Source organism: Streptomyces europaeiscabiei, assembly GCF_001550375.1.
GTDB lineage: Bacteria > Actinomycetota > Actinomycetes > Streptomycetales > Streptomycetaceae > Streptomyces > Streptomyces europaeiscabiei.
In genome coordinates, this window is record NZ_LRTR01000023.1 from 13,505 (window position 1) to 27,693 (window position 14,189).

The 14,189-nt window shown below is 71.8% G+C and carries 12 protein-coding genes; 3 read left to right on the forward strand and 9 right to left on the reverse strand.

Going from position 1 to position 14,189, the window contains the following annotated elements; all coding sequences use genetic code 11:
- Positions 1-7: 7 nt before the first annotated feature.
- From AWZ10_RS00955 to AWZ10_RS00975, 5 genes are read right to left on the reverse strand one after another with little or no spacing between them, the layout of a single operon-like run.
- On the reverse strand, positions 8-1,195 hold the full coding sequence (locus tag AWZ10_RS00955) for an FAD-dependent monooxygenase (RefSeq protein WP_060890198.1): 1,188 nt from the start codon (positions 1,193-1,195) through the stop codon (positions 8-10).
- Complete coding sequence (locus tag AWZ10_RS00960; RefSeq protein ID WP_052769640.1) at positions 1,192-2,817, reverse strand: class I adenylate-forming enzyme family protein; 1,626 nt, start codon at positions 2,815-2,817, stop codon at positions 1,192-1,194. Before AWZ10_RS00960 ends, AWZ10_RS00955 begins: the two co-directional genes overlap by 4 nt.
- A 2-nt stretch (positions 2,818-2,819) precedes the next feature.
- Complete coding sequence (locus tag AWZ10_RS00965) at positions 2,820-4,460, reverse strand: benzoate-CoA ligase family protein (RefSeq protein ID WP_060890199.1); 1,641 nt, start codon at positions 4,458-4,460, stop codon at positions 2,820-2,822.
- Complete coding sequence (gene pabB, locus AWZ10_RS00970) at positions 4,457-6,577, reverse strand: aminodeoxychorismate synthase component I (protein ID WP_060890200.1); 2,121 nt, start codon at positions 6,575-6,577, stop codon at positions 4,457-4,459. The genes AWZ10_RS00965 and pabB overlap by 4 nt, the downstream gene beginning before the upstream one ends.
- Positions 6,578-6,607: 30 nt before the next feature.
- Positions 6,608-7,198: an antibiotic biosynthesis monooxygenase gene (locus AWZ10_RS00975; RefSeq protein WP_234360995.1), complete on the reverse strand. Its 591-nt coding sequence runs from the start codon at positions 7,196-7,198 to the stop codon at positions 6,608-6,610.
- Positions 7,199-7,426: 228 nt separating this feature from the next.
- On the opposite strand from AWZ10_RS00975, the gene AWZ10_RS00980 reads away from it, so the two are divergent.
- On the forward strand, positions 7,427-8,206 hold the full coding sequence (locus AWZ10_RS00980; protein ID WP_173531614.1) for a DUF3050 domain-containing protein: 780 nt from the start codon (positions 7,427-7,429) through the stop codon (positions 8,204-8,206).
- 128 nt (positions 8,207-8,334) lie between these two features.
- Here the strand turns inward: AWZ10_RS00980 and AWZ10_RS00985 are convergent, their stop codons facing one another.
- Positions 8,335-9,141: an SDR family NAD(P)-dependent oxidoreductase gene (locus tag AWZ10_RS00985; RefSeq protein WP_060890201.1), complete on the reverse strand. Its 807-nt coding sequence runs from the start codon at positions 9,139-9,141 to the stop codon at positions 8,335-8,337.
- A 73-nt stretch (positions 9,142-9,214) separates the two neighbouring features.
- On the opposite strand from AWZ10_RS00985, the gene AWZ10_RS00990 reads away from it, so the two are divergent.
- Positions 9,215-9,778 (forward strand): hypothetical protein, encoded by a 564-nt coding sequence (locus AWZ10_RS00990; protein ID WP_046707546.1) that lies wholly within the window; start codon positions 9,215-9,217, stop codon positions 9,776-9,778.
- 7 nt (positions 9,779-9,785) lie between these two features.
- Here the strand turns inward: AWZ10_RS00990 and AWZ10_RS00995 are convergent, their stop codons facing one another.
- From AWZ10_RS00995 to AWZ10_RS01005, 3 genes are all read right to left on the reverse strand, one after another.
- On the reverse strand, positions 9,786-10,700 hold the full coding sequence (locus AWZ10_RS00995) for an SDR family oxidoreductase (RefSeq protein WP_046707543.1): 915 nt from the start codon (positions 10,698-10,700) through the stop codon (positions 9,786-9,788).
- A gap of 220 nt (positions 10,701-10,920) precedes the next feature.
- Positions 10,921-11,550, reverse strand: a complete 630-nt coding sequence (locus AWZ10_RS01000; RefSeq protein ID WP_046707544.1) for an MBL fold metallo-hydrolase — start codon at positions 11,548-11,550, stop codon at positions 10,921-10,923.
- Positions 11,550-12,638 carry an S-(hydroxymethyl)mycothiol dehydrogenase gene (locus tag AWZ10_RS01005; protein ID WP_060890202.1) on the reverse strand — a complete coding sequence of 363 codons (1,089 nt, stop codon included), beginning with the start codon at positions 12,636-12,638 and terminating at the stop codon, positions 11,550-11,552. The genes AWZ10_RS01000 and AWZ10_RS01005 overlap by 1 nt, the downstream gene beginning before the upstream one ends.
- 212 nt (positions 12,639-12,850) lie before the next feature.
- On the opposite strand from AWZ10_RS01005, the gene AWZ10_RS01010 reads away from it, so the two are divergent.
- A partial coding sequence (locus AWZ10_RS01010; RefSeq protein ID WP_060890203.1) for an MBL fold metallo-hydrolase occupies positions 12,851-14,189 on the forward strand: 1,339 nt, incomplete at its 3' end.

The window sequence follows — 14,189 nt, forward strand, 5'->3', positions numbered from 1 at the left end:
CCTGGGGTCAGTACTTGCGGCCCGCGACGGCCGGGGAGCCGTGCCGGGGTCCGTAGGGGGCGTGCTCCAGCCAGGCGCCGCAGCGGGGCACCACGGGGGCCAGGGCCGCCGCAGCCCGCTGCTTGACGCGGACGATACGGCGCCGGGGCCGCAGATGGTCCAGGGCCGTGCCGGCGGCGGCGCTGTTGAACAGGCCCGCCGAACGCCGGACCTCGGCGAAGGCGTCGACCGCCTCGGGCGTGCCGTCGGCGATCGCGCGGGCCGCGGCGACCGCGTCCGCGATACCGCTGTTCATGCCGCGCGCCCCGAACGGCGGGAAGAGATGCGCCGCCTCGCCGGCCAGCAGCACCCGGCGGTGCGGGTCGGTGAAGACGGCCGCGACCTTGCGCAGGAAGCGGTAGGTGGACACCCACAGGACGCGCTCGCCGTACCCGTCGCCGACGACGTCCGGCAGCCAGCGCCGTACGGCCTCCTCGGTGCCGTACTCCTGCGCCGCGTCGTCGTCGCGGCACTGCAGGTCGAGCTGGAAGCCGCCGGTGAACGGCACCCGCATGACGCTGCGACCGCCGAGCGCCGGATGCTCGTAATGGAAGACCCGTTCCAGGGGCAGTTCGGCACCGGGGATGTCGGCGATGTCCGCGACGACGTGGAAGCCCTCGCCGTGGCTGCCCTCCAGAGGGATGCCCAGTTCGCGCCGCACGGCCGAGCGGGCGCCGTCGGCGGCCACCGCGTGGGTGCCCGTCCACGTGCGGCCGTCCTCGCCGGTGAGGATCACCCCGTCCGGGTCGGTCCGTACACCGGTGATCCGCGCGTCCCACACGAACTCCACGCCGGCGTCCCTGCAGGCGGCGAGCAGGAAGCGCTCGGTGTCGACCTGGCGGAGGCTGGTGAAGGGCGGGGTGCCGGTGGGCGGCGGGAAGGTGCGGGCGTAGACCTCGCGGCCCCGGTACAGGGTGCGTCGGGTGTGCCAGGTCCGGCCGTACGAGGCGATCTTGACCGCGAGTCCGGGGTGTATGCCCTCCAGGAGTTCCAGGGTCTCGCGGTGCACGAACAGGGCGCGGCTGCCGGGGCGTTCGCGGCCCTCGGGGTCGGCTTCGAGCAGAGTGACGGGGAGGTCGTGGGCGCGCAGGGCGAGGGCGGCGGAGAGACCCACGGGCCCGGCGCCCACGACGAGAACGGGGACGGGGGGCGTCATGCGCGGGTGCTCTCGGTGAGCATGCGGGTGATCTCGACCCGCTTGACCTTCCACGTGGAGGTCATCGGCAGTTCCTCGAACCGCCACTGCCGGGGCTCCGACATGGTGGGCAGGTCGGCCGTGGCCTCGTGCCAGCGCCGCAGGTCCAGGGGCCGTTCACCGCGTACGCACACCACGGGTACGGGTTCGCGGTCGACGCCGGGGACGATGACGACCTCACGCAGTTCCTCCAGGCGGGACATCAGGGTGTCCTCGACCTCCAGGTTGCTGTGCATGGAGTCGATCTGGTCGATCTCGCGGTCGATGAGGTAGAGGGCGCCCCAGCGGCCCTGGTAGCCCATGTCGCCCATCTGCCACCAGCCGCCGTCGAGTTGGCGCAGATAGCGCTCCCGGGCGCCGAGGTAGGTGAGGATACGGCCCCGGGTGCGGGCCTCGATGCGGCCCGCGGTGCCGGGGGCGACCCGGCGCCCGGCGTCGTCGGCGACCCGGACGCGGGTGAAGCCGGGGATGCCGATGCCGACGCGGCGGCCGTCGGCTTTGGCGGCGCTGCGGCGGGTGAACCACTGGAAGGCGACCGGGCCCGTCTCGCTCTGCCCGTAGAGCTGGATGAGCCACGGCGAGCGCCGCTTGGACGCGTTCAGGAGCCGCTGCACGGTACGCGGGTGGATCGCGTCGAAGGTGGAGCCGTACGAGCGGACGCGGGACAGCGGTGCGCCGGGCGCGTCGGCCAGCTCCTCCCACAGCACGAAGGTGTTGGGGTGGGTCTCGACGATGCCGGGGCGGTGGCGGGCGAGCAGCGGGCCCACGTTCGACGGTTCCGGGTCGACGATCAGGAGCAGGGGGCTGCCGAAGTGCAGCAGGACGCCGAGCAGGTGGTAGAAGCGCGAGTGCACGAACGACATGTGCAGGGCCGCGGTCTCGCCGCGTGTGGGCCAGCCCATGGCCTTCTGCGGGACGAGCCGGTTCCACATGGTGTTCGGGCAGTGCACGGCCAGTTTGGGCAGGCCGGTGGTGCCGGAGCTGTGGGTGATGAGGGAGGGGTCGCGGGGGTGGAGGCGGACGGCGGACGGGGTCGGGGCGCCCGCGTACGTCTGCAGGGGTTCGGCGCCCGGGGCGTCGTCGACGGAGAGTGTGCGCCGTACGAGGCCGGTGAGTTCGACGTCCTTCAGGGGGCCTTCGAGCTTGGCCCGGTCGGTGATCAGCCAGGGCTGGTGGAGGCGCTCGAGGAGCTGACCGACCACCGGGCCCGCGAGGCCGGGCGAGAGCAGGACGGGCACGGCGCCGATACGGGAGACCGCGCAGGTCAGCAGCACGATGTCGACGTTGTCCGTCTTGTGCACGACCACCTCCTCCGAGGGGCGCACGCCCGCTTCCCAGAGGCGGCCGGAGAGCTCGTCGACCACGTCGGCGAGGGTCGTGTAGGCGAGGTCGGTCCCGAGGCCGGGGTTCACGTCGAGAGGCCGGTCCAGGGTGACGAAGACATGGCCGTGGCGGTCGGCGGCCTCTCTGAGCATCGAGCCCAGGTAGAAGCCACGGCCGCCGGCGAGGGTGGGCTGCCGATCGACCTGGAGCTGGTCTCGCATGGGACCGGACCTTTCTGCGGGGGTGAGGGTGTCGGCCATGCTCACCACGCCCCTTGGCGGACGAGGTGCCGGCGGAGCTTGCCGGTCGCGGTGCGGGGCAGCGTGGGCACGAAGCTGACGCTGCGGGGGACCTTGAAGGCGGCGAGCCGGTCGCGGGCCATGCAGATCAGTTCGGCCTCCAGGCCCACCCCGATGGGCGGGACGGGGATGACGAAGGCCCGCAGCCTGCTGGCGCCGCGCTCGTCGGTGACGGCCGCCACGGCGACGTCCCGGACCCCGGGGTGGGTGCGCAGCAGAGCCTCCACCTCCAGGGGGGAGACGGTGATGCCGCCGACCATCTCCATGTCGTCGGCCCGGCCCAGATGCCGGTAGGTGCCGTCGGCCTCGCGGACGGCCCGGTCCCGGGTGTTGAGCCAGCCGCCGACGAGGGTGCGCTCGCTCTCCTCGGGCCGGTTGAGGTATCCGGGCGTCACCGTCGGGCCGCGCACCCAGAGTTCGCCCGTCTCGCCGTCCGCGACCTGCGCGCCCGCGCGGTCGCGGAGTTCGACCTCGAAGCCGGGGACGGGGCGGCCGACCGTGCCGGGGTGGTTGTGGTCGAAGCTGTTGGCGCAGAAGGCGTGTCCGGCCTCGGTGGAGCCGATCTGTTCGAGGACGGGCGCGCCGAGCAGTTCGGTGACCTGCTTGCCGAGTCCCGCGGGCATGCCCTCGCCGGCCGACACCGCGGCGCGCACCGAGGCGAAGCAGTCCTGGTGGCCGCCCGCCCGGTCGGCGACCAGGGCGGCGTACGCCGACGGCACCGAGTAGAGGAGGGTCACGCGGTGCCGGGCGACGAGTTCGTCGACCGCCGCGGGGGTGGGACGGCGGTCGGCGAGGACGGCGGCGGAGCCGGAGAAGAGCGGGAAGACGAGGGCGTTGCCGAAGCCGTAGGCGAAGTACAGCCGGGAGACGGACAGGGTGACGTCGTCCGGGGTGATGCGCAGGAGCCGGCGCCCGATGAGGTCGTGGTACGTCCGGGGGTCGCCGTGGACGTGTACGACGCCCTTCGGGTGGCCCGTGGTGCCGGAGGTGTACTGGATGTACAGCGGGGTGTGGGCGTCGACCGGGTGAGCCGTTTCCATGGGGACGGTCGTGGCGCACAGAGCGCTCAGCTGATCGGCGCCCAGGCGCGGCGCGGGCCTGGCCGTCCGCCCGGTGCGGGTCGTTCGTGGCTGGTCGCGCCCACGCTGCGGAGCCGCATGTGTCACGGTTCCGCGCCCCTGGCGGGGCACGGTGGCGCGGGCCGGGGAGTGGCTTTCGAGCCCCGGTCCCGTCACCCACAGGACCGCCTCCGTGTCCTCTGCCATGAACTGGAGTTCGGGCGGGGTGAGTTCGGGGTTGACCAGGACCGCGACCGCGCCCAGGCGGGCCAGGGCGAGGAACGTGGTGACCCAGGTGACGGAGTCCGGGAGGGCGAGGAGGACGCGGTCGCCGGGGCGGACTCCGTGGTCGGTGAGGACGGTGGCGGCGCGGGCCGCGAGGTCGTGCACCTCGCCGTGGGAGTAGGCCCGGTGGCCCTGGTGGAAGGCGGGGCGGCCGGCCCAGCCGCGGCGTTCGGCGAGGGCGGCCAGATGGGCCGCGAGGTTGCCCGGGGCGCCGGCGTCGGCCCGGAGCCGGAAGGGCTGGGATGTTGTCGTGATCGTCATCGCGTCGGCTCCTCGGTGACGGCCGGGGCGGAGGCGTGCTCCCGGTGGGCCCGCATCAGTGCAGCGGTCTTCAGCAGCATCTCGTCGTACTCGGCGGCCGGATCGGAGTCGAGGACGATCGCGCCGCCCGCCCCCAGATGCATACGGCCGCCCTGGAACACGGCGGTACGGATGACGATGTCGAGGTCCGCGCCTCCGCTGCACCCGAGGTATCCGAGGGCTCCCGAGTACACACCCCGTGCCTCGGTCTCCAGCGAGTCGATGATCTCCATCGTGCGGAGCTTGGGCGCCCCGGTCATCGATCCGCCGGGGAAGCATGCCCGGATGCAGTCGACGGCGTCGGTGCCCTCGCGCAGCCTGCCCTCGACGGTGGAGACCAGCTGGTGCACGGTGGCGTACGTCTCGGTGGCCATGAGACGTGTGACCTTCACGGAGCCGGTCCGGGAGACCCGGCCCAGGTCGTTGCGGAGCAGGTCCACGATCATCAGGTTCTCGGCGCGGGTCTTGGTGTCCGCCGCCAGCTCGTCCCGCAGCCGGTCGTCCTCCTGCGGGGTGCCGCCCCGGGGCGCGGTGCCCTTGATGGGCTTGGCCTCGGCGATGCCGTCCCGGGTGATCCGCAGGAAGCGCTCGGGCGACGAGCCCGCGATGTCGAGGTCGCCGAACCTGAGGAAGGCGGCGTACGGGGCCGGGTTGATGCGGCGCAGCACCCGGTAGAAGTCGTACGGGTCGTAGGGGGCGGGTAACCGGACCGCGTCGGTGAGACAGACCTCGTAGCTCGTGCCCGCGTTCAGTTCCGCCTTGCAGGCCTCGATGTCGGCGAGGTAGGTGGCGCGGTCGCGGACGAGCCAGGGTTCGGCCGCGCGCGGGTAGGGCGGTGTGGCCGACCTCAGGGGGACCGTGGCGTCCGAGCCGACGAAGGTCAGCTGGGCCAGCGCGGTGTCGAGCCAGTCGCCGGCCTCGCGGGACGCCGCCGGGGTGTCCTCGGACAGGCAGACCGCGTAGGTGAAGCCCTCCTCGTGGTCCACGGCGATCAGCCGGTCCGCGAACAGCCAGGTCGCGTCCGGGGTTTCGGCCTTGTGCCGGTTCGGGGAGCCCGTGTCGGCCTTGAGTTCGTAGCCGAAGTAGCCGACGTAGCCGCCGGTGAAGTCGAAGGGCAGACCCGTCGCGTCGACCTTGCGGCTCGCCAGCTGCCGCTTCAGGTAGTCGAAGACGCTCGCCTGCACCCGTCGGGTGGGCCGTCCCTCCCGCTCGATCTCGCACAGGCCGCTGTCGACGTCGTAGCGGACGACCTCGGCGAGCGGACCGCTGCCGTCGCCGAAGAACGAGAACCGCGACAGGCCGGGCTCGACGCGGGAGCTGTCCAGCCAGAACGCGTGCCGCGCGTCGGCGTACATGCGCGTGAAGGCGGCCTCGGCGTCGACGGCACCGGCGATACGGCGCGTGTGCAGCCGGTAGGCGGGGGCCGAGGGCCGCCGGGGGCGGGGGATCGCGCCGTTGAGGGGGATGACCGCGGTGTTCTGCGTACGCGGGCTGCCGGCCCGTTCCTCGGTGAGGTCACGGAAGTTGACCAGCAGGCGGTGGCCGTGGTCGGTGAGGATCGACTCGGGGTGGAACTGGACACCCCACAGCGGCCGTTCACGGTGGCGCAGACCCATCAGGACGCCGTCCTCGGACCAGGCGGTGGCCTCCAGGGTCGGCGGCAACGGCTCGCGCACGGACAACGAGTGGTAGCGGACGACCGTGAAGTTCTGCGGCAGGCCCCGGAACAGGTCACGGCCGTCGTGCCGGACCGTCGACAGGTGCCCGTGGCGGGGCCACGGGGCGGGCTCGACGTCGGCCCGCTCCCCCACCGCGATGCCCTGGTGGCCGAGGCAGACGCCCAGGACGGGGATCCCGGCCTCGGCGATCACTCTGGCGGCGATGCCGAAGTCACGCGGTTCCAGGGGGTGGCCGGGTCCCGGCGACACCACCACGTTGTCGAATTCCCGCAGCTCCGGAATGTCGCCGACCGGAGCGTCGTTCAGCACCACCACCGGCTCCTCGCCGTTGACCTCGGCGATCAGCTGGAACAGGTTGTACGTGTACGAGTCATAATTGTCGATGAGCAGGGTCTTCACCCGCCCACCCCCCTCTGATCGTTCTCGGACCTAGGCGGTCCGTCGTTTGTGCCGGCCACGCAGTGCCTGCAGCGGCGGGTACAGCCATTTCTTCAGGAATCGCTGGAGTCTCGGCATGAGAATCCAGGTGACGGTGGCTGTCACGGCCAGACACAGCAGAAGTGTACGGAAAAGCGGATTCAGGTCGTTGAGATAGGGAAGTATCACCAGGTTGAATAAGAGCACAGGCGGGAAGACCGCGCTCAAATTCACCAGCCACAGTTTCCATTTCGGGGGCGGTCCCGGAGGGCCGGCCGGCGTCGGGGCCCGGGAGGTCTGGGAGTCGAACCAGGCCCTGGACCCCGCGATGCTCCGGCGGCCGGTCTCCCGGGCCAGTTCATCGGCACGGGCCGACCACTGCGCCCAGACCACGGAGTTCTCCCAGGTCCGGGCCGAATCCTCGTCGTCGAAGCGGTAGACCACATGCCACTCCGCCTCTCCGTCGACGAGTACGCCACCCCCCAGAAAGCCCGGCTGCTGCGCACTCCTGCGCAGCACGGCCCACCCCCACGAGTGGAAGTCGGCCTCGCGCCCCGGCACCACCTGGTACGCGACGGTGACGGTAACGGGATTCCTGCTCACGGTGTCGAATACGAGAACAACCGAGACCCCGTTCAAAGCTTCAACGAACTTTTCCAGGGTGTCCGGATCGTACGTTTATGACGGTCTTTCAGATGCCTTGACGCCTTTCGTCGAGTATTACGTTCGGGTAACTTCCGGTAATTCTCGGAAGCGGTTGCCCGCGCCAGCGAAACAGGCGCACCATCGCCAGGAGGATCGGGGGGAATTGCACGAAAATGAAGGAGAGTCATGTCCAGGTACGACTGGGATATGAACCACGAGGGAATCGACCGGGCGCGCTCCGCGATCGAGCCCGTACGGAAAGAAGTCACCGCGCATCCGATCTATCAGCGCATCGAAAGCCGCTCCGACATGGCGGTGTTCATGGAGCACCACGTCTTCGCGGTGTGGGACTTCATGTCCCTCCTCAAGTCCCTCCAACGGGACCTGACCTGTGTGGACGTCCCCTGGGTGCCGCGCGGGTCCGAGGTCAGCCGGCGGCTCATCAACGACATCGTTCTGGTCGAGGAGAGCGACGAGCTGAACGGCGGGTTCACCAGTCACTTCGAGCTGTACCGCTCGGGCATGGCCGAGGCCGGAGCGGACACCTCCCGCCTCGACACGTTCCTCGGACTCATCGGCGAGGGCCACGACGTGCCCGCGGCACTGCGGGTCGCCCAGGTTCCCGGCCCCGCGGCCGAGTTCGTCCGCACGACGTTCGAGATCATCGGGGAACGGCCGCTGCACTGCCGGGCCGCCGCCTTCGCGTTCTCCCGGGAGGACCTGATCCCGGACATGTTCGACCAGGTGATCAAGAAGGAGGGCACGGAGCGGTTCCCGTTGTTCTGCGACTACCTCGCTCGGCACATCGAGGTGGACGGGGAGGAGCACACACCGATGGCGATGGCCATGGTGGCGGATCTGTGCGGCGGGGTGGACGGGCGGTGGGAGGAGGCTGTGGAGACGGCGGTGCTGGCGTTGGAGGCGCGGGCTCGGTTCTGGGACGGGATCGTTGCGGCGATGGGGTGAGTCGAGCGCCGTCGGGGGTTCGTTCGCCGGTCGGCCGCGGGTGGTCCGTGGCTGGTCGCGCCCACGCGGCGGCAGCCGCATGTCCCCCACAGCCCCGCACCCCTCAGGGCGCTGCGTGTACCTCGTGACTATGCCTCTCCGTCTTCCCTCCACCGTTGTGCCACCCCGGCGAAAGCGGTGTTGACGGCCAGCAGTCCGCCGTCCACGCGCAGGGTCGTGCCGGTGATCCAGGCCGCGTCCCCGGAGGCCAGAAAGGCCACGGCCGCCGCGATGTCGTCCGGCTCGCCGACGCGACCCAGGGGGTAGATCTCGGCGAGATCGTCGAGGTGGGACTCGCGGCCCGCCCAGCCGGGGGTGCGGACCGTGCCGGGGGCCACCAGGTTGACGCGGACGCCTCGGGGCGCGGCGTCGCCGGCGAGGGTGCGGGTGAGGGAGATGAGGCCGGCCTTGGCGGCGCTGTAGGCGTGGTTGCCGAAGTCCTGGAGGCCGTTGACGGAGCCGATGGTGACGATGGCCCCGCGCCCGGACGCCACCAGGTGCGGCAGGGCAGCGCGGGAGCAGCGGAACGCGCTGGTCAGGGTGAGGTCGAGGTCGCGGGCCCAGGTGTCGTCCGGGGTGTCTTCGAAGAGCGGCATGTCCGGGGTGCAGCCGAAGGCGTTGTTGACCAGGACGTCGAGGGAGCCGAGGGCCGCCACCGCGTGCGTGATCGCCGCCTCGACGGACTCCCGGTCCCCGACGTCGCACCGGTACGCCTCGGCGGCCAGCCCCTTGCCCCGCAGCTCCGTCACGGTCCTCTCGGCCGCCGGCAGGTCCACGTCGGTGACGAGCACGCGGGCCCCTTCCTCGGCCAGCCGCCGAGCCGTCGCCGCACCGATCCCGCGCGCCGCGCCCGTGATGAGAACCCCGTACCCCTCGAAGCGTCCCGTCGCATTCATGCGGCAGAACGTACTGCGCGGCAGATCACGGGGACAGGTGCGCCGCGATCTCCGCCCCGGCTACCGTCCTCCCATGTCGACCTTCATCCAGCAACTCCCGGCCCTGCTCGGCGTGGTGATGGGCGCGCTCGGCTCGTATCTGGTGGTGATGCGGGGCGAGCAGGTCCGGTTCCGGCGTGAGCGGGCGACCCGCTGGGAGGAGCGGCGGCTCACGGTGTACGCCGACTGGGCACGGGCCCTGAAGCAGTCCGTCACCCTGACCTACCGGGTCGCCTCCCACCTCGGCAACGACCCGCATCCGCACCCCCTGTCGCCGGAGGAGGCCGCGCCCCTCATGGCTCAGGCCACGGTCGCCCGGGACCCCTCCGGCGAGGCGATGCTGCTCCTCGGCAGCCCCGAGGTGGTGGAGAAGGCCCGTGCCTGGGTCGTCACGGTGATGAGGATGGAGGAGTTCCTGCGCGCCGGGACCCGGGACCCGCAGGCCTGGCAGGTGCTGCTGGAGCGGCAGCGCGCCGGGCGGGAGGGGTACTACACCGCCGTACGCGAGGATCTGGCGCTGCCGCCCGGCCACTCGGCGCGCTGGCGGCTGCCGGTGACCACGGCTACGCCGCCCGCGTCCCCGTCGAGTGGCTCATGAGGACGGTTCAGCGGTAGCCGGTCGTGTCCGCCGGCTTGTCCGCGTCCTGGACCTCGACGAGGTAGCGCCAGGCGTCCGGCCTGCTGCCGTCGAGGTCGGTGAAACCGTAGGTCCGGGCGAGGGAACCGCTGGAGAGGGAGTCACCGTTGAAGCGGGCGACCTCGGGGTCGGCGGCGAGGGCGGCGACGGCCCGGCCGACGTAACGCGGCGTCTCGGAGATGGCGAAGTGGGGGACGCGGTCGAGGGCGTCGCGCCAGTTGTCCTCGGTGACGCCGAACCCGTCGAGCATCATCTCCGAGCGGAGCCAGCCGGGGGTGAGCGCGACGGCGGTGGCCCCGCGCGGGCCCAGTTCGTGGCCGAGGGCGAACGCCATGCGCAGGACGGACGCCTTGGCGAGGTCGTAGAAGAAGGAGAGCCGGTAGTTGGCGCCGTTGTACTCGGCCGTGCCGTCCGTCATCTCCACCACCAGGCCGCCGGGGTGGCGCAGCAACAGGGGTAGTGCGAGGTGGTTGGTGATGGCGTGGGTCTCGACAGCCAGGCGCAGCAGCCGCAGGCCGTTGTCGAGGTCGTGCTCCCAGACCGGCGCGTCCCACTCGAAGAGCTTCTCGCCACCCCAGACGTCGTTGACGAGCACGTCGAGCCGGCCCCGTTCCTCGGCGATCCGGTCCACCAGGGTCCGGACCTGCGCCGGTTCGAGATGGTCGGTGGGTACGGCGATTCCCTGGCCGCCGGCCTCGGTGACCAGGTCGGCGGTGTCCTCCAGGGTCTCCGGACGGTCGTACTCCGAGCGCCGCTCGCGCGTGGAGCGCCCGGTCACGTAGACCGTCGCCCCGGCCGCTCCCAGTTCCACGGCGATACCGCGCCCGGCCCCGCGTGTGGCTCCGGCGACGAGTGCGACCTTGCCGTCCAGCGGCTTCGACATGTCCGACCTCCTGTGCGTACGAGTGTCACTTTGACGGACGCCGGGGGTGTTTCGGCGTCCTCGACACGAGGGTGTCGTGGAAGCCGGACATCTTCTGTCGGGATTTCCCGGTCGGCTCCCAAGAGCTCGATCGGTCACGTGAGAGGGGGCTGCCGGTTCGTCGTGGCCCGTCGCGCAGTTCCCCGCGCCTCTTCGGGGCGAGGCGCGGGGAGCCTGGTTCTCAGTGTCCGCGGGCGATCCACTCCTGCAGTTGCGGGGCCTCCGCTCCGATCGTCGTGGTGTCGCCGTGGCCGGTGCGGACGACCGTGTCGGGCGGGAGGGCGAGGAGGCGGTCGCGGATCGAGTCGATGATCGTCGGGAAGTGGGAGTACGAGCGGCCGGTGGCACCGGGGCCGCCGGCGAAGAGGGTGTCGCCGGTGAAGACCGTGCCGAGGCCCGGGTCGTACAGGCAGACGGCGCCCGGTGCGTGGCCTGGGGTGTGCAGGACGGTCAGGTCGGCACCGGCGGCCTCGATGACCTGGCCGTCGGCCAGCCAGTGGTCGGGCAGCCGGTCGGGGTGGGTCTGCTTCCAGAGCGGCAGGTCGTCCGGGTGGAGCCAGATCGGCGCGCCGGTGCGCTCGGCGAGGGCGGGGGCGGCGTCGATGTGGTCGTTGTGGGCGTGGGTGCAGACGATGGCCGCCAGTCGTCGGTCGCCCACGGCCTCGGCGATGGCGTCGGCGTCGTGGGCGGCGTCGATGACGACGACCTCGTGGTCGTCGCCGACGAGCCAGACATTGTTGTCGACGTCCCAGGTGCCGCCGTCGAGGCTGAACTGCCCGGAGGTGACGAGGTGTTCGATGCGGGCGGCCATCAGAGCGTCACCACCGAGCGCAGGACGTCGCCGCCGTGCATCCGCTCGAAGGCCTTCTCCACGTCGTCGAGTGCGATGGTCTCGGTGACGAACGCCTCCAGGTCCAGGCGGCCCTGCAGGTAGAGGTTGATCAGCATGGGGAAGTCGCGGGAGGGCAGGCAGTCGCCGTACCAGGAGGACTTCAGGGCTCCACCGCGGCCGAAGACGTCGAGGAGGGGGAGTTCGAGCTTCATCTCCGGAGTGGGGACGCCGACCAGGACGACCGCGCCGGCCAGGTCGCGGGCGTAGAAGGCCTGCTTGTACGTCTCCGGACGGCCCACCGCCTCGATGACGACGTCGGCGCCGAAGCCGCCGGTCAGCTCGCGGATCGCCTCGACGGGGTCGGTGTTCTTGGAGTTGACCGTGTGGGTGGCGCCGATGCTCTTGGCGGTGGTCAGCTTCCGGTCGTCGATGTCGACGGCGATGATCTTCTCGGCACCGGCCAGTCGGGACCCGGCGATGGCTGCGTCCCCGACGCCGCCGCAGCCGATGACGGCGACCGTGTCACCCCGGCCGACGTTGCCGGTGTTGATCGCGGCGCCGATGCCGGCCATCACCCCGCAGCCCAGCAGTCCGGCGACCGCCGGGGCGGCGGCCGGGTCGACCTTGGTGCACTGTCCGGCGGCGACGAGCGTCTTGTCCGCGAAGGCGCCGATACCGAGCGCCGGGGACAGCTCCTGGCCGGTCGAGGCGAGGGTCATCTTCTGGGTGGCGTTGTGGGTGTTGAAGCAGTACCAGGGGCGCCCGCGTCGACAGGCACGGCAATCGCCGCACACCGCACGCCAGTTGAGGATCACGAAGTCTCCGGGTGCCACGTCCGTGACGCCCGCGCCGACCGACTCCACCACACCGGCGGCCTCATGGCCGAGCAGGAAGGGGAAGTCGTCGCTGATGCCGCCCTGCTTGTAGTGCAGGTCGGTGTGGCACACCCCGCACGCCTGCACCTTCACCACGGCCTCGCCCGGCCCCGGGTCGGGCACGACGATCGTCTCGATCCGCACCGGCTCGTTCTTGCCCGGTGCGATCACGCCGCGTACTTCCTGCGCCATGGTGAACCCTTCCGTCGATCCGTGATCGGGCGGTCGCCCGCCCCGAGCTCACCCTACGGACTGACCAGCCGGTAGGGCCTGCGGAGCGGCTCGAACGTCGTGCCTCCAACCCTGACAGAGATACCCCCCTGGGTATCTCTGCTACCGTGACCCACATACCCCCGGGGGTAATTTCCGCGAGGGGGACATCGAACGAGGAGAGGAGCGCTGCCGTGTACTTCGTCGACACCATCGAGGTGCCTGGTCTGGGCAACCGCAGCTACCTGGCGGGCGGTCCGGGCGAAGCCGTGGCGGTCGATCCGCCGCGCGACATCGACCGGATGATCGCGGCCGCCGCCCGGCGGGCCGTACGGATCGCGTACGTCGTCGAGACGCACGTCCACAACGACTACGTCAGTGGCGGACCGGAACTCGCCCGGCTGACCGGCGCCGCCTACCTGGTGCCCGCCGGGGCGCGGGTCGCCCAGGAGCGGGTGCCGGTGCACGACGGCGACACGGTGGAGATCGACGCGGCCCTGGCGCTGCGCGCGGTCGCCACACCCGGGCACACCCCGCACCACACCGCGTACGTCCTGGAGGAGGGCGGCGTGGCGGTGGCCGCGTTCACCGGCGGCTCCCTGCTCATCGGCACGGTCGGGCGCCCGGACCTCGTCGAGCCCCGGCTCACGGCCGAGCTGGCCCGCGCGCAGCACACCTCGGCGCACCGGCTGGCCGATGCGCTGCCGGACGACACGGCCGTCCTGCCCACGCACGGCTTCGGCAGCTTCTGTTCCGCCGGGCGGCCGACGGGCGGCGCGACGACCATCGGGCGGGAGCGGGCCGGCAACGATGCCCTGGTCAAGGACGCGGACACCTTCGTCGCCGAGCTGCTGGCCGGCCTGGACGACGTACCGGCGTACTACGCGCACATGGGCCCCGCCAACGCACGGGGGCCCGCGCCGGTGGATCTGACGCCGCCCGCCCCGGCCGGCCCCGAGGAGATCGCCGCGCGGCTGGCGGCGGGCGAGTGGGTGGTGGATCTGCGCCACCGGGTCGCGTTCGCCGAGGGGCATGTCGACGGGGCCGTGAACTTCGAGGCGGAGGGGCAGCTCGCCACCTATCTCGCCTGGCTGCTGCCCTGGGGCAGGCCGGTGACACTGCTCGCCGAATCCCCGACCCAACTTGCCTATGCACAAAGGGAGTTGGTGCGCGTCGGCATCGACCGTCCGGCCGCCGCGGCCACCGGGTCACCCGCCGACTGGCTGCGCGAGGGCGAGCCGCCACGCACCTTCCCCCGCGGCACCTTCGCCGGCCTGGCCGAGGTCCGCGCGGGCGGCGGGGTCGTCGTCCTCGACGTCCGCCGCGCCTCCGAGCGCGCCGCCGACGGCCACATCACGGGCTCGGTGCACATCCCGGTCCACCAACTGCGCGACCGGCTCTCCGAGATACCCGACGGCATGGTCTGGGTCCACTGCGCCGGAGGCATGCGGGCCGCCATCGCCGCGTCACTGCTGGACGCGGCCGGCCGGCGGGTGGTGGCCATCGACGACGGCTTCGCCGCGGCGGCCGAGG